This is a genomic window from Streptomyces sp. NBC_00620 (genome assembly GCF_026341825.1).
Lineage (GTDB): Bacteria > Actinomycetota > Actinomycetes > Streptomycetales > Streptomycetaceae > Streptomyces.
The window spans coordinates 353,028-374,092 of record NZ_JAPENY010000001.1 but is presented as its reverse complement, the minus strand read 5'-3'; the positions used below and the strand labels follow the sequence as shown (position 1 = coordinate 374,092).

Genomic DNA, 21,065 nt, shown 5'->3' with positions numbered 1-21,065 from the left:
ATGGAGACGACAAGTCGGGTAGGCGCGCAGGCGCCGGCCGCGGAGGGCGGACAACAGGTCCCCTCCGCCCGGCGCACGGTCGACGGCTACCTGCTGGCGCCCTTCCCTTGGTACGGCCTCGACGAGGCCTTCACGGGGCCGCGCTGGCTGATGCAGGTGGGTACCTCGGCGGACGGTGCCGTCGAGCACGGTTCGATCGGGCACGGTGAAGAGCCCACCGTGCGCGGTGAGACGACGGAGGACAAGGAACGCTTCGCGGTGGTGGTCACCGTCGCGGCCAGCCCCGTACGCCGCAGCGCGGACGGTACGGGCCTGCTGGAGGCCACCTCGGTCTCCTCCGCGGCCTGGCTCGCGGGAGTGGGGCTGCTGTCCTTCACCTGGCCCGGCCAGATGGACCACACCCTCCGGGACGACTGGCTGGACCAGCAGACGGAAACGGCGTGGGTCCTGGCCGACGACCTGACCGGCTCCGACTGGTCCTCCCTGTCCCTCCCCGTGGACGGCGTTCCCACGCCCTTCCACTACCGCGAGTCCGAGTTCGGCTGGGTGCTTGCGGGTTCCACCCAGGAGGGCGTGCATGTGGGCGCGTACGGGCGGGGGATGAGTGCGTATGGTCTTGGGTTCTCAATGATCAAGGACATCGGCGCGTACGCCTAGGCGGCGGGCATACGGGGATGGGGGCGCCGTCTTGAGTGACGGCGCCCCCATCCCCGTATGCGATCCGAGGTGCTCTGGAGCGTTTGAACCTGCGGGTGCGTCGTGGTTGCTCGCGCAGTTCCCCGCGCCCCTGAAGGGGCGCCCCTGACGGGGCTGCCCCTAGCGCTCGTTAAAACTTGTTCCTCGGGGTGATGCCCAGGGACATGCCCGAGAGGCCTCGGGCTCGGCCGCCGAGTTTTCCTGCGATTGATCGTAGGGCGGCGCCCGCCGGGGAGTCGGGGTCGGTCAGGACCACCGGCTTGCCCTCGTCGCCGCCTTCGCGGAGGCGGACGTCGATCGGGATGCTGCCGAGGACCGGGACGTTGGTGCCCGTGGTGCGGGTCAGGCCCTCGGCGACGGACTGGCCGCCGCCGGTGCCGAAGACGTCGACCATCTCGCCGCAGTGCGGGCAGGGCAGGCCGGACATGTTCTCGACGACGCCGACGATCTTCTGGTGGGTCTGGACGGCGATGGAGCCCGCGCGCTCGGCCACCTCGGCGGCGGCCTGCTGCGGAGTCGTCACGACGAGGATCTCGGCGTTCGGGACGAGCTGCGCGACCGAGATCGCGATGTCGCCGGTGCCCGGCGGGAGGTCCAGGAGGAGGACGTCCAGGTCGCCCCAGAAGACGTCCGCCAGGAACTGCTGGAGGGCGCGGTGGAGCATCGGGCCACGCCAGACGACGGGCGCGTTGCCCGGCGTGAACATGCCGATCGAGATGACCTTCACACCGTGCGCGGACGGCGGCATGATCATGTTCTCGACCTGGGTGGGCTTGCCGTCGACGCCCAGCATGCGGGGCACGGAGTGGCCGTAGATGTCCGCGTCGACGACACCGACCTTGAGGCCGTCGGCGGCCATCGCCGCCGCCAGGTTCACCGTCACCGAGGACTTGCCGACGCCGCCCTTGCCGGAGGCGACCGCGTACACGCGGGTGAGCGAGCCCGGCTGGGCGAAGGGGACCTCGCGCTCGGCCGTCCCGCCGCGCAGCGCGGCCGCGAGCTCGCGGCGCTGCTCGTCGCCCATCACGTCGAGGGTCACGTCGACGTGCGTGACGCCCTCGACCGCCGCGACAGCCGCCGTCACGGTGTCCGTGATGGTCTGGCGCATCGGGCAGCCGGAGACGGTCAGATAGACAGTGACCGCGACCGCACCGTCCGCACTGATCTCAACAGATTTGACCATCCCCAGTTCGGTGATGGGTCGCTGGATCTCGGGATCGTTCACCGTCGCCAGTGCTTCACGCACCGCGTCTTCCATAGCCGCCATACCGTCGATGGTACGGGGCACCCCATGGGCCCCGGAAAGCCCCGTCACAGGTCGTCTGTGTCACGTCCCCGAGCGGCCTCGGACGGGAATACGCGATGCCCGTCCACACGCTGCTCCTCCAGCTCCTTGACCAGGTCCTGCAGTTCGGAGCGGATCCAGTCGCGGGTGGCGACCTCGCCGAGGCCGATACGCAGCGTGGCGATCTCCCGGGTGAGGTACTCGGTGTCCGCGATCGACCGCTCGTTCTGCTTGCGGTCCTGTTCCAGGTTGACGCGGTCGCGGTCGTCCTGCCGGTTCTGCGCGAGCAGGATCAGTGGGGCGGCGTAGGAGGCCTGGAGCGACAGCATCAGCGTCAGGAAGATGAACGGGTAGTTGTCGAAGCGCAGGTCACGCGGCGCGAAGACGTTCCACAGCACCCACACGACAACGACGACGGTCATCCAGACGATGAACCGCCCGGTGCCCAGGAACCGCGCGATCCGCTCCGAGAACCGTCCGAACGCCTCCGGGTCCCACTCCGGCAGCAGCCTGCGGCCCGGCAGCTTCGGCTGGTCGAGCCGGTTGCGCGACCGGGGGGCCGCGGTCGCCCCGGAGGCGGTGCGTTCCCGCGCCTCGCGTTCAGCCGCCATCGGCCGCCCCCTCGTCGTCTTCGTCGAGGTGGAACTCCGTCTCGCGCCAGTCCTCGGGCAGCATGTGGTCCAGTACGTCGTCCACGGTCACCGCGCCCAGCAGCGAGCCGCTCTCGTCGACGACGGGCGCCGCCACCATGTCGTACGTCGCGAAGAACCCGGCGACGACGGGCAGCGCGGCGTCCGGGGAGAGGGGCTGCAGATCGCCGTCGAGGATCGAGCTGACCAGGGTGTACGGCGGGTCGCGGAGCAGCCGCTGGAAGTGCGCGGTGCCCAGGTACTTGCCGGTGGGCGTCTCGTCCGGCGGGCGGCACACGTACACCTGGGCGGCGAGCGAGGGGGAGAGGTCGGGGTTGCGGACCCGGGCGAGTGCGTCGGCGATCGTCGCGTCGGGCCGCAGCACGATGGGCTCGGTCGTCATCAGACCGCCGGCGGTCCGCTCCTCGTATGCCATCAGCCGCCGTACGTCGGCCGCGTCGCCGGGCCGCATCAGCGTCAGCAGCCGCTCCACGTCGTCCTCGGGAAGTTCGGCGAGCAGGTCGGCCGCGTCGTCCGGGGCCATCGCCTCCAGGACGTCGGCCGCGCGCTCCTCCTTGAGCTTGCCGAGGATCTCGATCTGGTCGTCCTCGGGGAGCTGTTCGAGTACGTCGGCGAGGCGGTCGTCGTCGAGTGCGGCGGCCACCTCCCCGCGCCGTTTCGGCGACAGGTGGTGCATGACGTTCGCGAGGTCGGCGGGGCGCAGCTGCTCGAAGGTGGCGAGCAGGCTCTCGGCGCCCTGTCCCTGCTCGTCCAGCGAGAACCCGGTGACGGCGGACCACTCGACGGTCAGGGTCTCGCCCTTGGTGCGCCTGAACGCCCCGCCGCGGCCCTTGCGGACGAAGACCCGGTCGATCTCCCAGTCGCGCCGCGCCGGAAGCTGCTGGATGGCCACGTCGAGCACGGTCACCTCCTCGCCCCCTTCGACGAGCGTGAGGCGCTGGTCCAGGAGCTCGCCGAACACGAGCCGCTCGGTGGGCCGCTGCTCGAAGCGGCGCACGTTGAGGACGCCGGTGGTGATGACCTGGCCGCTCTCGATGCCGGTCACCCGGGTCATGGGCAGGAAGATGCGGCGGCGCGTGGACAGCTCGACGACGATGCCGAGCAGCCGGGGCGGCCGGCGCCCGACACGCAGCATGGCGACCAGGTCCCGCACACGGCCCACCTGGTCACCGTTCGGGTCGAACACGGCGACGCCGGCGAGGTGCGAGACGAAGATCCGGGGGGCGCCTGCGGCCATGCGCGCGCCTCCTGTTCCTGCCGTTTTGTCCGCTCGGGTGGGCTTCAGGCTAGCCCGTCCCGGTCGGATACGCCCTGGTGGGCGCTCCGGACGGACCCCTTCCGCGGGGCCCCGGGAGCACCGGTACGCTGCCCTACGCCGCCGCCCGGACCCCCGCACGAAAGGCGTCCCACCTGTGACTGCAATTCCCCAGGGTCGTACCCGCAGGGCCGCACTGGTGAGCGCGATGTGCGCACTGGTAGTGACGGGGACAGGACTGACGGGGTGCGGCAGTGACGACCCGGACGCGGGCACGAACGGGGTCGGCAAACTGACCGCCGCCCAGATCCAGGCGAAGACGAAGAAGGCGGCCGACGCAGCGGAGACGGTACGGCTCGCCGGGACCGTCGTGACCAACGGGACCACGTACACCCTCGACATGCGCCTCAAGGGCGACGGCGGCACCGGCTCCGTCACCTCGAAGGAGTCGACCTTCCGGCTGCTGCGGGTCGGCGAGCACCTCTACCTGAAGGCCGACGCCGACTTCTGGACCGACCAGGACGGCAAGGGCGGCGCCTCCTCGTCGGACACGGCCGTCGCCGACAAGCTCGACGGCAAGTACGTGAAGGTCCCGACCGACGACCCCACCTACAAGCGCTTCAGCGGCTTCACCGACAAGAACGTCCTCCTCGACGGCCTGCTCACCCTGCAGGGCGCCCTCGCGACCGACGGCTACCACGAGCAGTCCGGCACCCGCACCTTCCGCATCACCGGCGGCGACGGCTCGGGCGGCTCCCTGGACGTCTCCCTGGAGGGAACCGCGTACCCCCTCCGCCTGGTCCGCGCGGGCAACGCCGGCACCCTCCGCCTCACGGACTGGGGCAAGGACTTCGCCCTGGAGGAGCCCTCCAAGAACGAGACGGTGGACTACGGGCAGCAGCTGCCGTCCTCGTAGACCTAGCGGTACACCTAGCGCCGCTTGCGCTTCTTGAAGAGCAGGCCGGGCAGGGCCCCCGGGGCTGGTTGCCGGGTGGTGGCGGGGGTGGGCAGCGGCGGCGCGGAGAGTGAGCCGTCGGGGAGTTCGGAGGTGCCGCCCGTCGGCTCGAGGCGGAGCACCCGGCACTCCCGGGCCCAGCGCCCGGTCATGGCCTCGCCGTCGGGGGCGTTCAGGCGCTTGCCCTTGAGCTCGGCGACCGCTTCCTCCCACTCCGGGGAAGCGGGCGTCAGCTCCACGACCTTCGCCGCCCAGGACACCAGGCGCCCGCCCTTGTCCTTGCTGCGTACGGTGACGACCGCGTCGCCCCCGTCGACCAGGCCCGGCAGCGGCTGCTCGCCGGGCCCGTCGCCGATCAGACAGGCCCCGCCGTCGTGCCACACGTGCCACAGCGCGCGCGAGGGTGCTCCGTCACCCTGGCCGTGGAGCACCGGCACCCCGTTGCCCCGCACCCAGATCAGCCCGGACTTCTTGGTGGCTTCCTCGACGAGGGCCCGGTCGAGCAGCTGTTCCGTCATGGGGGCAACACTATCCAGCCGGGGTCACAGCCAGCCGTTGCGCTTCAGCGTGCGGTGGATCCCCAGACAGATGGCGACCGTGACGCCCAGGATCACCGGGTAGCCGTACCGCCAGTGCAGCTCGGGCATGTGCTCGAAGTTCATGCCGTACACGCCGCACACCATCGTCGGTACGGCGATGATCGCGGCCCAGGAGGTGATCTTGCGCATGTCCTCGTTCTGCGCGACGGACGCCTGCGCGAGGTTGGCCTGGAGGATCGAGTTGAGCAGCTCGTCGAAGCCGAGGACCTGCTCCTGCACCCGGGCGAGGTGGTCGTGGACATCGCGGAAGTACTTCTGGATGTCGGGGTCGATCAGCCGCATCGGCCGCTCGCTCAGCAGCTGCATGGGGCGCAGAAGCGGCGACACCGCCCGCTTGAACTCCAGCACCTCACGCTTGAGCTGGTAGATCTGCCCGGCGTCCGTGCCGCGCGGGGTGCCCTTGCGGCCCGGCGAGAAGACCTCGGTCTCGACCTCGTCGATGTCGTCCTGCACGGCGTCGGCGACCGCGATGTACCCGTCGACGACATGGTCGGCGATGGCGTGCAGCACGGCGGAGGGCCCCTTGGCGAGCAGCTCGGGGTCGTCCTGGAGCCGGTGCCGCAGCGCCCGCAGCGAACCCTGCCCGCCGTGCCGGACGGTGATGAAGAAGTCCCGCCCGGTGAAGCACATGACCTCGCCGGTCTCGACGATCTCGCTGGTGGCGGTCAGCTGGTCGTGCTCGACGTAGTGGATGGTCTTGAAGACGGTGAAGAGGGAGTCGTCGTACCGCTCCAGCTTGGGCCGCTGGTGGGCCTGGACCGCGTCCTCGACGGCGAGCGGGTGCAGTCCGAACTCGCTTGCGATACCGGAGAATTCGGCCTCCGTCGGCTCGTGCAGACCGATCCACACGAAGCCGCCGTCACGGTGCACCTGGCGCATCGCCTGGTGGGGCGTCAGGGGCTCGCGGGTCTCGACGCGCGCACCGTCGCGGTAGATGGCGCAGTCGACCACGGCGGAGGGGGTCCCGGGGTCACGGGTGGTGTCGTACGAGCCACTGTCCTTGCGCAGCGAGGGACGGGGGCGGACCGCGGCACGGAGGTCACGAATCATCGACATGGGCAGGCTCCTTCGCAACGGAGGCGGCCGGCGACGGTTGGAACTACCCGGAATGGGGACGTCCTGACTGCGGATGTTTGGCACGTCCACAAAGCGGGGAGCACCGCACCGTCGCGGTGGCAGCTTCGCTACTGACTCGGATCAGGCAGATCACGTCTCGATCAGACGGATCACGTTCGGATCGGACGGATCAGGCGGGAACGAAGCGCTCTTCCGTGGTGCACCGGGCAACGCTGACACGTATGCACATGTTTCGCAGGAGGCGACAGCCAGCAGGACTACAGAGCCAGCTAAAGAACTCAGCGACCGGAAGAGCGGGTAGTACTGCACGGATGACTTCGGTCCATTGCAGCCCCACCTCCTCCGGTCGGTCCCCCGTGAGGGACGATCCATCCCCCGTAGGGGGTCCAGCTCCCTCCACAGGGGAGTCGGACAGTTCCCCCAGTGGGGGAGTCAGCCTCAGTGGGCCGGGACTTGAGAGCGACGCTTCTGCGTGCTGCCCCGGCCAGCGGCCAAGACTATCAGCGCACCGAAGCGTCAACGTGCCGCTTTGCGCGCTCCTGACGAGTTCTATGCTCGGTTCATGGCTGATGTTCTTCCTCTGGTCGAGGCCCGGTTGCGTTCCGCGCTGGGCGAATCCGACGCGCGGGCCGCGGTCACCTTCCTAGGCACCGACCGTGTCGAAGTGCTGCGTTTCACCGAGGGCGACATCGTCCGCTACGCGACGCTCGGCATGTCCGCCCAGCCGATGGCGGACCCCACCTCGGTCGTCGCCGACCCCGTGAAAGGCCCGCGCGCCGAGCTGATCCTCTCCGTGCGCGCCGGCGCCGCCGACACCGACAAGGTGCTCCGCCCGCTCGCCGTACTCGCCGCGTCTCCGCAGGTCGAGGGCCTGATCGTGGCTCCCGGCGCCTCGCTCGACGTGGGCGAACCCCTGTGGCCGGGCGCGCCGTTCACCTCCGTACTGGTCGCCGAGCCGGGTGGTTTGGTGGAGGACCTCGACCTGGACGAGCCCGCCGACCCCGTACGGTTCCTGCCCCTGCTGCCCATGACGCCGAACGAGGCCGCGTGGAAGCGCGTGCACGGTGCGGGTGCCCTCCAGGAGCGCTGGCTGAGCGGTGGAACGGACCTGCGCGATCCGCTGCGCAAGTCCGTTCCGCTGGACTGAGTTCTTTCTCATATCTGGCTGATCCCGGCTCAGGCCCTGGCCGAAATCAGTCAGTTGGCAAAAACGGTGACGCTGTCCTCCGTGGCGTGCCGAGGCTCCAGCTCCTCGGCGTCGTGCGTCAGCGCGTCCCGCCGTACGAAGACCACCGCGGCGCCGATCACCGCCGTGAGGGCCGCGACCACGAACGGGATGTGGATGTCGCTCCACTCCTCGATCTTCGGCGCGAAGTACGGCGCCGCCGCGGCCGCGAACCACCGCACGAAGTTGTACCCGGCGCTGGCCACCGGGCGCGGCGCGTCCGAGACGCCCAGGGCGAGTTCCGTGTAGACGGTGTTGTTCACGCCGATGAAGGCGCCGGACAGGATCGTGCAGACGACGGCGGTGGTGTGGCTGCCGTACCCGAGGACGAGGACGTCGGCGGCGAGCAGGATCAGCGAGCCGCCGAGCACCTTCAGCGAGCCGAAGCGGGCCTGCATGCGCGGGGCCACGATCACCGAGAAGAGGGCCAGCAGCAGGCCCCAGCCGAAGAAGACCGCGCCCGACTTGTAGGGGGTCATGTTCAGTACGAACGGGGTGAAGGCCAGCACGGTGAAGAACGTGTAGTTGTAGAAGAACGCCGAGACGGCCGCCGAGGCGAGGCCGCCGTGGCCGAGCGCCCTGATCGGGTCGAGCAGCGAGGTCTTCTTCGCGGGCTTCGGCTGTTCCTTCAGGAACGCCGTGATGCACAGGAAGCCGACCGCCATCAGGAACGCGGTGCCGAAGAAGGGGTAGCGCCAGCTGGCGTTGCCGAGCAGCGCGCCCAGCAGGGGTCCGCACGCCATGCCGAGGCCCAGCGCCGACTCGTACAGCAGGATCGCCGCGGCGCTGCCTCCCGCCGCCGAGCCGACGATGACGGCGAGGGCCGTGGACACGAAGAGCGCGTTGCCCAGGCCCCAGCCGGCCCGGAATCCGACGAGTTCGCCGACCGACCCGGACGTGCCGGCGAGGCCCGCGAAGACCACGACGAGCGCGAGGCCGAGCAGCAGGGTCTTCTTGCCGCCGATGCGGCTGGAGACGAAGCCGGTCACCAGCATCGCCACGGCGGTGATCAGGAAGTACGAGGTGAAGAGCAGCGAGACCTGGCTGGTGGTGGCGTCCAGGCCCTTGGCGATGGACGGCAGGATCGGGTCGACGAGCCCGATGCCCATGAAGGCGACGACGGACGCCCCGGCCGTCGCCCAGACGGCCTTCGGCTGGCGCAGGATGCCGCCGGCTCCCGCGTCGAACGGGTCCGCTTCGGCGGCTTCTCCTGCTGTGGTGCGCATGTGTGGTCCTCGCAGTCCTCGACCAGATCGTTGGCGTATACATATATTAGTTAGGTCGACTAAATAATGCAAGATGCATCTAGTTTTCCGGGGTGACGGCCGGAGCGGTCCCGGGTGATGTGCACACGCCGGACGGGTGATCGTCCTTGACGCGGCGAAGGACGGGGAGGACCGTTGGGCTCTATGAGGGGCGAACCCAGTTGCCCGAAGTGTGGTGGCCGGGTCAGGGCTCCCGGCCTCTTTGCCGACTCCTGGCAGTGCGATGTGCACGGGACCGTGCACCCGCTGCAGCCCGTGATCCCGCCCAGCGTCGAGGCCCTCGGTGTAGTGGTGCACCGTGCCCGGGTGCCGGTGTGGATGCCGTGGCCACTGCCGGTCGGATGGCTGTTCACCGGCGCGGCCTTCGCCGGTGACGACCGCAGCGGCGGGCGCGCGACCGCCGTCGCCTGCTCCGGACCCGGACCGCTCGGCGGCATAGGGGAGCTGGTCCTCATCGCCGAGGAGCTCGGCGTCGGCCTCGGCGCGCGGTACGCGGGTGTCGACGGGCCCGACCCCGGCCCGTACATGAGCGTCGAGAAACCGCCCCAGGCGAAGGTCCTCGCGGCCGGCCGCCCCACCCCCCTCTGGCATGTGGCCGGCGCCCCCGACGACCGCGCCGTCTTCGCGGGCGAGGCGCGCGGGCTGTGGCTGTGGGCGGTCGTGTGGCCCGAGCAGTCGGGGCTGCTGATGTACGACGAGCTCGTGCTGACGGATCTGCGGGACGCGGGCGCCGAGGTCGATCTGCTGCCTTGTGGGGCGTTGTCGCCGCGGATTCTTGAACCGTAGGGCTCACAGGCGGTTCGTAGGGGGCGCAGCCCAGGTGCGGGTGTGACAGGGGAAGGCTGGATTCCCGTTATCCTTGGGTGTCCCCTTCCGTCCCGTCATCGCCAGGAGTCCGCGAGTGCGCATCGATCTGCACGCCCACTCCACCGCCTCCGACGGTACGGACACCCCGGCCGAGCTGGTCCGCAACGCTGCCGCCGCCGGTCTGGACGTCGTCGCGCTGACCGACCACGACACGACCCGCGGGTACGCCGACGCGATCGACGCGCTGCCTGCCGGGCTGACGCTGGTCACCGGGGCCGAGCTCTCCTGCCGCCTGGACGGCGTCAGCATGCACATGCTGGCCTACCTCTTCGACCCCGAGGAGCCCGAGCTGCTCGCCGAGCGCGAACTCGTACGGGACGACCGGACGCCGCGCGCCCAGGGCATGATCGCCAGGCTTCGGGAGCTCGGCGTGCCGATCACCTGGGCTCAGGTGGCGCGCATCGCGGGCGACGGTTCGGTGGGACGGCCCCATATCGCCTCCGCGCTGGTCGAGCTCGGTGTCGTACCGACCGTGAACGACGCCTTCACCGAGCAGTGGCTGTCCGACGGGGGTCGGGCCTTCGTCGAGAAGCACGAGACCGACCCCTTCGAGGCGATCCGGCTGATCAAGGGTGCGGGCGGCGTTGCCGTCTTCGCGCATCCGGCCGCCGCCAAGCGGGGCCGGACCGTGCCGGAGTCCGCGATCGCGGAGCTCGCGGCCGCGGGGCTCGACGGCATCGAGGTGGACCACATGGACCACGAGCCGGAGACTCGGGCGCGGCTGCGGGGGCTCGCGGCCGAACTGGGGCTGCTGCCCACCGGGTCCAGCGACTATCACGGCAGCCGCAAGACGTGCCTGCTCGGGGAGTTCACGACCGATCCCGAGGTGTACGGAGAGATCACTCGGCGCGCCACCGGGGCGTTTCCGGTGCCGGGGGCGGGCGGGAACCAGGGCGTGTAGTTCCCCTCCCTGGTTTCGCTCTTTCTGGTTTTCCCGCTCAATACACGCAAGGCCTCACCCATGTTCGACGTCGCCGTCTTCGGCTCCCTCTTCCTCACCCTCTTCGTGATCATGGATCCCCCCGGGATCACCCCGATCTTCCTCGCGCTCACCGCGGGCCGCCCCGCCAAGGTGCAGAAGCGGATGGCCTTCCAGGCCGTCTGCGTGGCCGGCGGAGTGATCGCCGTGTTCGGGCTGCTCGGGCACCAGATCCTGAACTACCTGCATGTGTCCGTGCCCGCGCTGATGATCGCGGGCGGCCTGCTGCTCCTGCTGATCGCCCTCGACCTGCTGACCGGCAAGACCGACGAGCCGAAGCAGACCAAGGACGTCAACGTCGCCCTCGTACCGCTGGGCATGCCGCTGCTCGCGGGTCCCGGCGCGATCGTGTCGGTGATCCTTGCGGTGCAGAAGGCCGACAGTGTCGCCACGCAGGTGTCCGTGTGGGTCGCGATCCTCGCCATCCACGTCGTGCTGTGGATCGTGATGCGGTACTCGCTGCTGATCATCCGCGTCATCAAGGACGGCGGTGTGGTGCTGGTGACGCGGCTCGCGGGCATGATGCTGTCGGCGATCGCGGTTCAGCAGATCATCAACGGGGTCACGCAGGTTATCCAGGGGAGTTGAGCGGTCGCGCCCACATGTGCAGAGCCCCGCACGGCATGGTTGCCGTGCGGGGCTCTGAAGTCTGTCCGCGTGTTATGAAGCGGATGAGTCGGCCGGGCGGATCCAGAGGCGCTGTCCTATGGCGGCGGCCTGCTGAACGATCCGGTTGACGGAGGCGGCGTCTACGACGGTGCTGTCCACGGGGGTTCCGTCGACATCGTCAAGTCGCATGATTTCGAAGCGCATGGGCTTCTCCCTTCGTCTGGTCATCCTCCTGAGGAGAACTACTTGTGTGTGGTGCGTGAGGCATCGGCGCCCCTCGCTCCATACGGATTCAACGGGATGCGTGTTACAAACATTCCCTACGCTAAGGAAATTTTTCGAGAAGCTAATTACCTGTGGGTAGCTGGGCGGTTTGGCGGGGTGACTGACGGGGTGTGTGGCGGACTGACCGGGACCGGTTGTGTTCGAAGCGTGACCGCCGGGACAATGGAGGCGATGAACGACGACCTCGTGGCGCTCGGCGCCCGCATCGACCGCACCAACGAGCTGCTCCAGCGCATGCTCGCCGAGGTGGCGAAGACGCCTTCCACGCATGCGATCTTCGTCGACGCCGGATATCTGTACGCGGCCGCCGGTCGGCTTGTCGCCGGGACCGAGGACCGTCGCTCCTTCGACCTGGACACCGAAGGTCTCATCGAGGCGCTCATCGACCGGGCCCGCACGATTTTCGCGGACAGCAGGCTGCTCCGGGTGTACTGGTACGACGGCGCGCGGCGCCGTATCCACACGGCGGAACAGCAGTCCATCGCCGAACTGCCCGACGTCAAGGTGCGGTTGGGCAACCTGAACGCCAACAACCAGCAGAAGGGCGTCGATTCACTCATCAGGTCGGACTTGGAGTCCCTCGCCCGGCACCGCGCCATCAGCGACGCCGCGCTGCTCGGCGGCGACGAGGACCTGGTGTCCGCGGTCGAGGCGGCGCAGGGGTACGGGGCGCGGGTCCACCTCTGGGGCATCGAGGCGCCGGAGGGCCGCAACCAGGCCGAGCCGCTGCTCTGGGAGGTCGACAGCCAGCGGACCTTCGACCTCGACTTCTTCAAGCCGTACGTGGCACGGCGGACCGGCGCCACGTACGACGCGACGGCGGCGGCCCGGCCCACGCGCGACGACGTGCGGTTCGTGGGCGCGCAGGTCGCCGCGAAGTGGCTGGCCGCGCGGGGGCGGGAGGCGCTGGTCGACCTGCTGCCCGGGCATCCGTATCTGCCCGGCTCGGTCGACCAGGATCTGCTGGTCGAGGCGGAGGGACTGCTGCAGTACTCCCTGCGGGGGCAGGCGGATCTGCGGCGGGCGCTGCGGGACGGGTTCTGGGAGCACCTGCGGGCGCAGTACTAGCGTCCTTGGATGTCGTTCCAGAAGTCTGCGAGGGCGCGGGCCGTCTGCTCCGGGCGGTCCGTGTTCGGGGAGTGCTCCGAGCCGTGGACGACCGTGCGGCGGGCGTTGAGGCGTACGGCCATCTCGTCGAGGAGCGGGAGCGGCCAGGTGTTGTCCTCGTCGCCGGACAGGACGTGCTTCGGCAGGGGGACGGCTGCCAGTTCGGCGACGCGGTCCGGCTCGGTGCACAGCTGGCGGCCGGTCGCGATGAGCTGGGCGGGGCTGTTGCCCAGCCAGCGGCGCCGTAGGTCGGCACGGTCGTCGAGGCCCGTGTCGAGGTCGCCGGTGTCGGTGTCCTCGGGCGGCTCCATCGCCTGGATCGCCTCCCACACCTGGGCCATGTCCATCACGGTGAGCGCGTCCCGGAGCAGTTTGACGCGCTGCTGCTGGGAGGCGGAGATCTGGGCGGGGCCCGAGGCGATGAGCGTCAGGGAGACGAAGGGGGCCGGGTTCAGGAGTACGGCTGCGCGGGCGATCTGGCCGCCGAGGGAGTGGCCTACGAGGTGTACGGGGGTGCCTACCGCGTCCGCCTGGGCGAGGACGTCCCTTGCCAACTCGCCCTGCGCGTACGCCGATTCGTCGTCCCGTGGGCCGGGGGACTCGTACTGGCCCCGGCCGTCCACGGCCACCGTGCGGTAGCCGTCCGCGGCGAGCGGTTCGTGCAGCGAGATGAAATCCTCCTTGCTGCCGGTGAACCCTGGCAGAAAGAGCACGGTCCCTCGCTGGTGCCCCTGCGCTGCCGCTTCGAGTACGGCGAATTCGCCGCGCGCGGTCTGGAGCCGGTGGGCGTGGGCGCCGGCGGGAGGGGTGAAGGTGATGGGCCTGCTCATGGGCTGAGGCTATCCGGAGGGGGGCGCCTGCTGTCCGGTGGGTGGGTCGGGGGCGTGCCGGTACGTCCGCCCGTCGCCGCCGGATCAGACGTTGGCCGGGTAGGGAAGCGTCCGGTGACGCGAACGTACGCGACGGGCTTTGGACGTACCGGCACGCCCCCGACCCACGCCGGTGGGCGGCTGCGGGGTGTCCGGTGGGGGCCCGCTCCTCGAACGCCTACGGCGTCCGGTGGGCGGGGCGGTGCCGTCCCGATCCCCCACCCACCCGCGGGGGCTGCGCTTTCAGCCCGGGTCAGGTATCTCCAGCCCGTCCGGCGTTTGAGGACGAGCCCTTCGGGCGAACGGGGGTCTGGGGGCGGAGCCCCCAGGTACGGGTTGGGTAGGGGCGGAGGGGGCGAAAGACCATCCCTTACGCCAGCCCGGGAGGCGGCCCGCAGGGAACGCCGATGGCCCGGCCCCACGCGAGGTGGGACCGGGCCATCGGGCAAGGGCGGGAGATCAGCCCTCGGAGGGCTCCGTAGCAGCGGCCTTGCGGGTGCGCCGACGGGGCTTCGACTCGGCCGTCTGGGCCGGGATCTCGGCATCGACGGCCGCGGCGGTGGCGGTCGTGGCCTTGGCGCGGGTGCGGCGCGGCTTGGGCTCCGCCTCGGTGGTGGCCTCGACCGCGGGGGTTGTGGCCTTGCGGGTGCGGCGCGGCTTGGTGGGGGCCTCTGTGACGGCCTCCGCCGTGTCGACCACGGTCTCCGCAACCTTGCGGGTACGGCGGCGCGGCGCGGCCTCGGGCTCCTCGGCCGTCTGGGCCGGAATCTCGGCCTCGACGGTCGCGGTGGCGGCCTTACGGGTGCGACGACGCGGCTTGGCCTCAGCGGCTTCGGCCGTGTCCACGGCGGCCTCGGCGGCCGCCTCGGTGGTGGCCTTGGCGCGGGTGCGGCGCGGCTTGGGCTCCGCCTCGGTGGTGGCTTCGGCCACGGGGGTTGTGGCCTTGCGGGTGCGTCGCGGCTTGGTGGGGGCCTCTGTGACGGCCTCCGCCGTGTCGACCACGGTCTCCGCAACCTTGCGGGTACGGCGCCGCGGCGCGGCCTCCGTGACGCCTTCAGCGGTGTCGACCGCGGTCTCCGCAACCTTGCGGGTGCGGCGGCGCGGTGCGGCCGGGGCCTCGGGGGCTTCGGAGGCTTCGGCAGCTTCCTGGGTGACGGCGACAGCTTCGGCCACGACGCTCTCGGCCGTCGCTTCCACCGGCTCCGCGGCCTTGCGGGTGCGGCGGCGGCGCGGCTTGGCCGGCTCGTCCGTGAGGCCCTCGGCCGTCGCCACGGCGGTCTCCGCCGCTGCGGTCGACGGCTCGGCAACGGCCTCGGCCACGGCGACCGGCTCCGACGCGCCGTTGCGCGTACGGCGACGGCGGCGCGGGGTGCGGGGCTCGGTCACGGTCGGGGTCGCCTCGGCGACGGCCTCGGTCGTCACCTCGGGAGTCGTGGCGGCCTCGTCCATCGGTGCGCCGTTGCGCGTACGACGGCGGCGGCGCGGCGTGCGCGCCGGGCGCTCACGCTCGACGGCAGGCGCAGCGGCGGCCGGGGCGGCGGAACGGCCACCGCGGCCACGCGGGCCACCACGGCCGCCGGTCTCGCCGAGGTCCTCGACCTGCTCGGCCGCGAGGCCGGCGCGGGTGCGCTCGGAGCGCGGCAGGACACCCTTGGTGCCGGCCGGGATCTTCAGCTCCTCGAAGAGGTGCGGGGACGTGGAGTACGTCTCCGGCGGGTCCGGGAAGCCCAGGTCCAGCGCCTTGTTGATGAGCTGCCAGCGAGGGATGTCGTCCCAGTCGACGAGGGTGACGGCGATGCCCTTGGCGCCCGCGCGGCCCGTACGGCCGATGCGGTGCAGGTACGTCTTCTCGTCCTCGGGGGACTGGTAGTTGATGACGTGGGTGACACCCTCGACGTCGATGCCGCGGGCGGCGACGTCGGTGCAGACGAGGACGTCGACCTTGCCGTTGCGGAAGGCGCGCAGCGCCTGCTCGCGGGCGCCCTGGCCGAGGTCGCCGTGGACCGCGCCGGAGGCGAAGCCGCGCTGCTGGAGCTGGTCGGCGAGGTCCGCCGCCGTCCGCTTGGTGCGGCAGAAGACCATCGCGAGACCGCGGCCGTCGGCCTGCAGTATGCGTGCGACGAGCTCGGGCTTGTCCATGTTGTGCGCGCGGTAGATGAACTGCGCGGTGTTCGCGACCGTCGCGCCCTCGCCGTCGGGCGAGGTGGCGCGGATGTGCGTGGGCTGCGACATGTAGCGGCGCGCGAGGCCGATGACCGCGCCCGGCATGGTCGCCGAGAACAGCATCGTCTGACGGCGGGCCGGCAGCATGTTCATGATCTTCTCGACGTCGGGCAGGAAGCCCAGGTCGAGCATCTCGTCGGCCTCGTCCAGGACGAGCGCCCGGATGTGCTTCAGGTTGAGCTTCTTCTGGCCCGCGAGGTCCAGCAGACGGCCCGGGGTGCCGACGATGACGTCGACGCCCTTCTTGAGCGCCTCGACCTGCGGCTCGTACGCACGGCCGCCGTAGATGGCGAGAACGCGTACGTTGCGGACCTTGCCCGCGGTCAGCAGGTCGTTCGTGACCTGCTGGCACAGCTCGCGCGTCGGGACGACGACGAGGGCCTGCGGGGCGTCGGTGAGCTGCTCGGGCTGTGCCCGGCCGGCCTCGACGTCCGCGGGGACGGTGACGCGCTCGAGGAGCGGGAGACCGAAGCCCAGCGTCTTGCCGGTGCCGGTCTTGGCCTGGCCGATGACGTCGCTGCCGGAGAGGGCAACGGGGAGCGTCATCTCCTGGATGGGGAAGGGATTGATGATGCCGACGGACTCAAGGGCCTCGGCCGTCTCGGAAAGGATCCCGAGATCGCGGAAAGTCGTAGTCAGGGTGCTGCCTCTTCTGTGTACGCGGTGCGAGGCGAGCGCGGGGGTCGTGACGGGACCGTGCCGGGGACGTCGGCCGCTCTTGACGGGCGGGCCGAGTGGCATGGGACCACTGCCGACGCTCGAGCTCTCGTACCACTGAGGGTTCCCTCCGGGTGTCGTACGCAATGTGCCGTACCGACGTGGAGGGCTGTCAGGTCGGAGCCGATCGGGCCACCGACCGGGCATCCTCATTCATGCGGCCCGTCGAATAGTCGCCGGGCGCATTACCACCATACCCCGGAATCGCGCATATGCGATGGCCGATTTGGTCACGTAGTGGTCGTCACACTGATTGACCAGGGACTTCCGTGTTGCTGTCAGCGGGCTATTGTGCGCTTCATGACGACGCCCGACAAAGCCGCTGACAAACCCGCCGAGGCCACGGACGACACCGCTCCCGCGGCCACCGGAGTCGCCGCGCAGGGCTGGGACACGGCCTCCGCCGACCCCCAGTACCGCGCCGCGGTCGTGGACCTGCTCGGAGCGCTCGCGTACGGCGAGCTGGCGGCGTTCGAGCGGCTCGCGGAGGACGCCAAGCTGGCGCCCACGCTGAGCGACAAGGCGGAGCTGGCGAAGATGGCGTCGGCCGAGTTCCACCACTTCGAGCAGTTGCGGGACCGGCTCTCGGCGGTCGGCGCGGAGCCGACGCAGGCGATGGAGCCGTTCGTCGCCGCGCTCGACGGCTTCCACCGGCAGACCGCGCCCTCCGACTGGCTGGAAGGGCTCGTCAAGGCGTACGTCGGCGACTCGATCGCCAGTGACTTCTATCGCGAGGTCGCCGCCCGGCTCGACTCGGACACCCGCAGCCTCGTGCTCGGCGTACTCGACGACACCGGGCACGCGAGCTTCGCCATCGAGAAGGTGCGCGCCGCCATCGACGCGGACCCGCGGGTGGGCGGTCGGCTCGCGCTGTGGGCGCGACGGCTGATGGGCGAGGCCCTGTCCCAGTCGCAGCGGGTGGTCGCCGAGCGTGACGCACTGTCGACCATGCTCGTGGGCGGCGTCGCGGACGGGTTCGACCTCGCGGAGGTCGGCCGGATGTTCTCGCGGATCACCGAGGCGCACACGAAGCGGATGGCTGCGCTGGGCTTGGCGGCGTGATGCTCCCGCAGGCGGATCGGTAAGTGCGGGTTGCGGGGGGCTGAGCGCGCAGTTCCCCGCGCCCCTTACAGGGCGCCTTCGTCCCCGGGATCAGAATCCCGGGTTACGCCGTCGCCGAGTGGCGGCGAAAATTTTCCGCCGGGCGCAGCAGCAGGGACAGCGACGCCGTGGAGACGGCCACCGCGCCCAGGAGGATCACCAACAGGTGGCCGGCGCCCAGCGCGGTGTGCGTCAGGAAGGCGCCGAACAGGGCTCCGGCGACGCCGGTCGGCAGGACCAGCGTGCGGCTCGGGAGACGGTGCGGCAGGCGGTACGCGGCCGCCCATGCCAGTGCCAGACCGAGCATCGCGGAGCCGAGCGTTTCCAAGAGCATGGTGGGGGTCCCTCCCGCACGGCCGGTGCAATTCGGTCGTAGCCGGTCCTACCCCTGACGTGCGGAATACAACCCTCCTCTGTGGTGGATCTGTGCTCCATCTGTGGTGAACATCTGAGTTGAGCGCGGTATCCGGCCACCTACGCGAGTGCGCGGCGGACCGCGTGCGCGATGACGTACGAGAAGGGGGCCCGGTGGCAGTGCCACCGGGCCCCCTTCTCGTCTGCTCGCCCGAACTACAGCGCGCTGAATCCCACCTTGCGCTGGGTGGGCTCGCCGAGCTCCACGTACGCGAGGCGGTCGGCCGGAACCAGGACCTTGCGGCCGTGGTCGTCCACGAGGCTCAGCAGCTGCGACTTGCCGGCCAGCGCTTCGGACACCGCGCGCTCGACCTCTTCCGGGGTCTGACCGCTCTCCAGAACGATCTCGCGGGGCGCGTGCTGCACGCCGATCTTGACCTCCACGGCTTTGTCCCTCCGACGGTCAGTGATGTGCGCGTGTGTCCGCGCCGTACGCAGCACACATTAGCCCGGTGAGGGGACGTGCACGCTCCGCCCAAGAACGCCAGGAGCGAACAGTGGGCGGGAACAAATGAACGGCCGGTGGTGACCGGCGCGAACCCTCAGTGGTGATCCGTGCCGTGCAGCGGGAAGCCCGCGATGCCCCGCCAGGCAAGCGAGGCCAGCAGCTGGACCGCATGCTCGCGCGGGACGCTGCGGTCGCTGTGCAGCCAGGACCTGGCCACCACCTGGGCCAGACCGCCGAGGCCCGAGGCGAGGAGCATCGACTCGTCACGCGAAAGGCCGGTGTCCTCCGCGATGACCTCGCAGATCGCCTCCGCGCACTCGTGCGTGACCTTGTCCACGCGCTCGCGGACCGCGGGCTCGTTCGTCAGGTCGGACTCGAAGACCAGCCGGAAGGCGCCGCCGTCGTCCTCGACGTACGCGAAGTAGGCGTCCATCGTCGCCCGTACGCGCAGCTTGTTGTCCGTGGTGGACGCGAGTGCCGTCCGCACGGACTGGAGCAGGGACTCGCAGTGCTGGTCCAGCAGGGCGAGGTAGAGGTCGAGCTTGCCCGGGAAGTGCTGGTAGAGGACCGGCTTGCTGACGCCCGCGCGCTCGGCGATGTCGTCCATGGCGGCCGAGTGGTACCCCTGCGCAACGAATACTTCCTGGGCGGCGCCGAGGAGCTGGTTGCGTCGGGCACGGCGCGGCAGGCGAGTGCCCCGCGGGCGTGCCGCCTCTGTCTGCTCGATGGCTGTCACGCCGCCTCCCAAAATTGTCCACATGCGGTGAGCGCCGCGCCGCCATCGTACTTTTCGGTAACCGTGGTGTGCGCGGTGCGAGCGCACAATTTCACGTACCGGACGCCTGGTGATATCGGCACGGACCGTGCCAAACGGGGATGAAGTGGGCGCATCGGTGACGGTCGCGTCACCGGTGGGCCGTCACCGGTAGTCGTCCTCGTCGAGTTCTACGACCCTGGCCTGCTCGGCCAGGTCCCCTTCGTCCGCGCTTGCGGGGTCGCCGACCGTCAGCGGGCCGTCGTCCTCCTGCGGTTCCAGGCCCTTGCGCTGTTCGGCCGCGTCGGCCTCGGGGGCCTCGGGGTCGAGCTCCTCGGGTTCGTCGTCGTTCGCGAAGGTCTCGGGGTCTGCCGGGTCGACTGTCATGGTTCCTCTTCCCGAGTGGTGCGCGTGCGCCCCTGTACGAGGTGCGCTCCTGGTGAGATTCGCTCCTCTACGAGATACGAGTGCCCTCGTCCGAGCCTAGGAGACACCCGATCGGGGCGCTATGCGATCTGTTCGCCATTTGCTCGCGATCCGTGACGGCGAACAGATTTGGAACGCCGATTTGTGACGCCCGACAGACCTGTTTTGCGATGCCCAACAGACCTGTTCTGTGACGCCGAACAGATCTGTGACGGCGAACACACGAACCACTGCGTGATCGTCTCGTAACATTGCCGCATGTCTTCGACCGAGCTGCCGTCCGTGCTGGCCACCACTGTCACACCAAAGGTGGGCGCCGTCAGGGTTGCTGAGGGGGAGCGGCTGCGGTCGGTGGGTCTGCCCGGGATCACGCTGACGGTGCGGTCGAGGCCGCCCGTGCGTGCGGGGCTGCCGCCCGCGTTGTACGTCCATGGCCTCGGCGGTTCCTCGCAGAACTGGTCGGCGCTGATGCCGCTGCTCGACGGGCTCGTCGACAGCGAGGCCCTCGATCTGCCGGGCTTCGGGGACTCGCCGCCACCGGACGACGGGGACTACTCGGTCACCGGGCACGCGCGCGCTGTCATCCGCTATCTCGACGCGTCCGGGCGCGGGCCCGTGCACCTCTTCGGGAACTCGCTCGGCGGAGCCGTTACGACGCGTGTCGCGGCCGTACGGCCCGATCTCGTCCGTACGCTCACGCTGGTCTCGCCCGCGCTGCCCGAACTCCGGGCGCAGCGCACCGCGTGGCCGACCGTGATGATCGCGCTGCCCGGGGTGGCGGGGCTGTTCACCAAGCTCACCAAGGACTGGAGCGCCGAGCAGCGTGTACGCGGGGTTCTGGCGCTCTGTTACGGGGATCCCGGCATGGTGACGCCCGAGGGGTTCCACGAGGCGGTCGAGGAGATGGAGCGGCGGCTCGCCCTCCCGTACTTCTGGGACGCCATGGCGCGGTCGGCGCGCGGCATCGTGAACGCGTACACGCTGGGCGGCCAGCACGGGCTGTGGCGCCAGGCCGAGCGGGTCCTCGCGCCGACGCTCCTGGTCTACGGCGGCCGCGACCAGCTCGTCGCCTACCGCATGGCGCAGCGGGCGGCCCGCGCCTACCGCGACTCCCGGCTGCTGACGCTGCCGGACGCGGGCCATGTCGCGATGATGGAATACCCGGACACGGTGGCCACGGCCTTCCGCGAACTCCTCACGGAATCAGGCGAGTTGACGTCACCTTCCGCCGCTTCCACCGGTGCGGGGAGCTGAGGCGG

At 70.4% G+C, this 21,065-nt stretch carries 22 protein-coding genes; 9 read left to right on the top strand and 13 right to left on the bottom strand.

Annotation, left to right across the window (positions count from 1 at the left end; all coding sequences use genetic code 11):
* A complete protein-coding gene (locus OG246_RS01645; RefSeq protein WP_266454727.1) occupies positions 1-657 on the top strand; it encodes a hypothetical protein in 657 nt (218 codons plus the stop codon).
* A 169-nt stretch (positions 658-826) separates the two neighbouring features.
* On the opposite strand, the gene OG246_RS01640 is transcribed toward OG246_RS01645, so the two are convergent.
* The 3 genes from OG246_RS01640 to OG246_RS01630 are packed head-to-tail and all read right to left on the bottom strand — an operon-like array spanning position 827 to position 3,868.
* Complete coding sequence (locus tag OG246_RS01640) at positions 827-1,963, bottom strand: Mrp/NBP35 family ATP-binding protein (RefSeq protein ID WP_266454724.1); 1,137 nt, start codon at positions 1,961-1,963, stop codon at positions 827-829.
* A gap of 44 nt (positions 1,964-2,007) precedes the next feature.
* Positions 2,008-2,592, bottom strand: coding sequence for a DUF1003 domain-containing protein (locus OG246_RS01635; protein WP_266454721.1), 585 nt, complete (start codon positions 2,590-2,592; stop codon positions 2,008-2,010).
* Positions 2,582-3,868 (bottom strand): CBS domain-containing protein, encoded by a 1,287-nt coding sequence (locus OG246_RS01630; RefSeq protein WP_266454718.1) that lies wholly within the window; start codon positions 3,866-3,868, stop codon positions 2,582-2,584. Before OG246_RS01630 ends, OG246_RS01635 begins: the two co-directional genes overlap by 11 nt.
* A gap of 175 nt (positions 3,869-4,043) precedes the next feature.
* On the opposite strand from OG246_RS01630, the gene OG246_RS01625 reads away from it, so the two are divergent.
* Complete coding sequence (locus OG246_RS01625; RefSeq protein WP_266454715.1) at positions 4,044-4,802, top strand: hypothetical protein; 759 nt, start codon at positions 4,044-4,046, stop codon at positions 4,800-4,802.
* Positions 4,803-4,816: 14 nt separating this feature from the next.
* Here the strand turns inward: OG246_RS01625 and OG246_RS01620 are convergent, their stop codons facing one another.
* Together OG246_RS01620 and OG246_RS01615 are read right to left on the bottom strand one after the other, a co-directional pair.
* Complete coding sequence (locus tag OG246_RS01620) at positions 4,817-5,359, bottom strand: hypothetical protein (RefSeq protein WP_266454707.1); 543 nt, start codon at positions 5,357-5,359, stop codon at positions 4,817-4,819.
* Between the two features lie 24 nt (positions 5,360-5,383).
* The gene (locus OG246_RS01615) at positions 5,384-6,496 is read right to left on the bottom strand and encodes a magnesium and cobalt transport protein CorA (protein ID WP_266454704.1); all 1,113 of its coding nucleotides are present in this window, start codon (positions 6,494-6,496) and stop codon (positions 5,384-5,386) included.
* A 583-nt stretch (positions 6,497-7,079) separates the two neighbouring features.
* Between OG246_RS01615 and OG246_RS01610 the strand changes: the two genes are divergently transcribed.
* Positions 7,080-7,664, top strand: coding sequence for a suppressor of fused domain protein (locus OG246_RS01610; RefSeq protein ID WP_266454701.1), 585 nt, complete (start codon positions 7,080-7,082; stop codon positions 7,662-7,664).
* A gap of 50 nt (positions 7,665-7,714) precedes the next feature.
* Here OG246_RS01610 and OG246_RS01605 read toward each other — a convergent pair whose 3' ends face one another.
* The gene (locus tag OG246_RS01605) at positions 7,715-8,968 is read right to left on the bottom strand and encodes an MFS transporter (protein ID WP_266454699.1); all 1,254 of its coding nucleotides are present in this window, start codon (positions 8,966-8,968) and stop codon (positions 7,715-7,717) included.
* 183 nt (positions 8,969-9,151) lie between these two features.
* Here OG246_RS01605 and OG246_RS01600 point away from each other — a divergent pair, with 183 nt between their 5' ends.
* The 3 genes from OG246_RS01600 to OG246_RS01590 all read left to right on the top strand — a co-directional run bounded on the left by OG246_RS01600 (position 9,152) and on the right by OG246_RS01590 (position 11,441).
* Positions 9,152-9,793, top strand: a complete 642-nt coding sequence (locus OG246_RS01600) for a DUF6758 family protein (RefSeq protein ID WP_266454696.1) — start codon at positions 9,152-9,154, stop codon at positions 9,791-9,793.
* Positions 9,794-9,908: 115 nt separating this feature from the next.
* On the top strand, positions 9,909-10,775 hold the full coding sequence (locus OG246_RS01595) for a PHP domain-containing protein (protein ID WP_266454693.1): 867 nt from the start codon (positions 9,909-9,911) through the stop codon (positions 10,773-10,775).
* A gap of 60 nt (positions 10,776-10,835) precedes the next feature.
* A complete protein-coding gene (locus OG246_RS01590) occupies positions 10,836-11,441 on the top strand; it encodes a MarC family protein (protein WP_266454691.1) in 606 nt (201 codons plus the stop codon).
* Positions 11,442-11,513: 72 nt separating this feature from the next.
* On the opposite strand, the gene OG246_RS01585 is transcribed toward OG246_RS01590, so the two are convergent.
* Positions 11,514-11,666 (bottom strand): hypothetical protein, encoded by a 153-nt coding sequence (locus OG246_RS01585; RefSeq protein ID WP_105968294.1) that lies wholly within the window; start codon positions 11,664-11,666, stop codon positions 11,514-11,516.
* A 252-nt stretch (positions 11,667-11,918) separates the two neighbouring features.
* On the opposite strand from OG246_RS01585, the gene OG246_RS01580 reads away from it, so the two are divergent.
* Positions 11,919-12,815, top strand: a complete 897-nt coding sequence (locus OG246_RS01580) for an NYN domain-containing protein (protein ID WP_266454689.1) — start codon at positions 11,919-11,921, stop codon at positions 12,813-12,815.
* On the opposite strand, the gene OG246_RS01575 is transcribed toward OG246_RS01580, so the two are convergent.
* Together OG246_RS01575 and OG246_RS01570 are read right to left on the bottom strand one after the other, a co-directional pair.
* Positions 12,812-13,684: an alpha/beta fold hydrolase gene (locus OG246_RS01575; protein WP_266454687.1), complete on the bottom strand. Its 873-nt coding sequence runs from the start codon at positions 13,682-13,684 to the stop codon at positions 12,812-12,814. The genes OG246_RS01580 and OG246_RS01575 overlap by 4 nt on opposite strands.
* A gap of 498 nt (positions 13,685-14,182) precedes the next feature.
* On the bottom strand, positions 14,183-16,687 hold the full coding sequence (locus tag OG246_RS01570; protein ID WP_266454680.1) for a DEAD/DEAH box helicase: 2,505 nt from the start codon (positions 16,685-16,687) through the stop codon (positions 14,183-14,185).
* A gap of 276 nt (positions 16,688-16,963) precedes the next feature.
* On the opposite strand from OG246_RS01570, the gene OG246_RS01565 reads away from it, so the two are divergent.
* Complete coding sequence (locus OG246_RS01565) at positions 16,964-17,725, top strand: ferritin-like fold-containing protein (protein WP_266454677.1); 762 nt, start codon at positions 16,964-16,966, stop codon at positions 17,723-17,725.
* 103 nt (positions 17,726-17,828) lie between these two features.
* On the opposite strand, the gene OG246_RS01560 is transcribed toward OG246_RS01565, so the two are convergent.
* The 4 genes from OG246_RS01560 to OG246_RS01545 form a co-directional block, all read right to left on the bottom strand.
* On the bottom strand, positions 17,829-18,098 hold the full coding sequence (locus OG246_RS01560) for a hypothetical protein (protein ID WP_266454675.1): 270 nt from the start codon (positions 18,096-18,098) through the stop codon (positions 17,829-17,831).
* Between the two features lie 236 nt (positions 18,099-18,334).
* Complete coding sequence (locus OG246_RS01555; RefSeq protein WP_028801993.1) at positions 18,335-18,562, bottom strand: DUF3107 domain-containing protein; 228 nt, start codon at positions 18,560-18,562, stop codon at positions 18,335-18,337.
* A gap of 158 nt (positions 18,563-18,720) precedes the next feature.
* Positions 18,721-19,362 (bottom strand): TetR/AcrR family transcriptional regulator, encoded by a 642-nt coding sequence (locus OG246_RS01550; protein WP_266454671.1) that lies wholly within the window; start codon positions 19,360-19,362, stop codon positions 18,721-18,723.
* A 183-nt stretch (positions 19,363-19,545) separates the two neighbouring features.
* Positions 19,546-19,767, bottom strand: a complete 222-nt coding sequence (locus OG246_RS01545) for a hypothetical protein (RefSeq protein WP_266454664.1) — start codon at positions 19,765-19,767, stop codon at positions 19,546-19,548.
* 297 nt (positions 19,768-20,064) lie between these two features.
* Here OG246_RS01545 and OG246_RS01540 point away from each other — a divergent pair, with 297 nt between their 5' ends.
* Positions 20,065-21,060, top strand: coding sequence for an alpha/beta fold hydrolase (locus OG246_RS01540; RefSeq protein ID WP_266454662.1), 996 nt, complete (start codon positions 20,065-20,067; stop codon positions 21,058-21,060).
* Positions 21,061-21,065 lie beyond the last annotated feature (5 nt).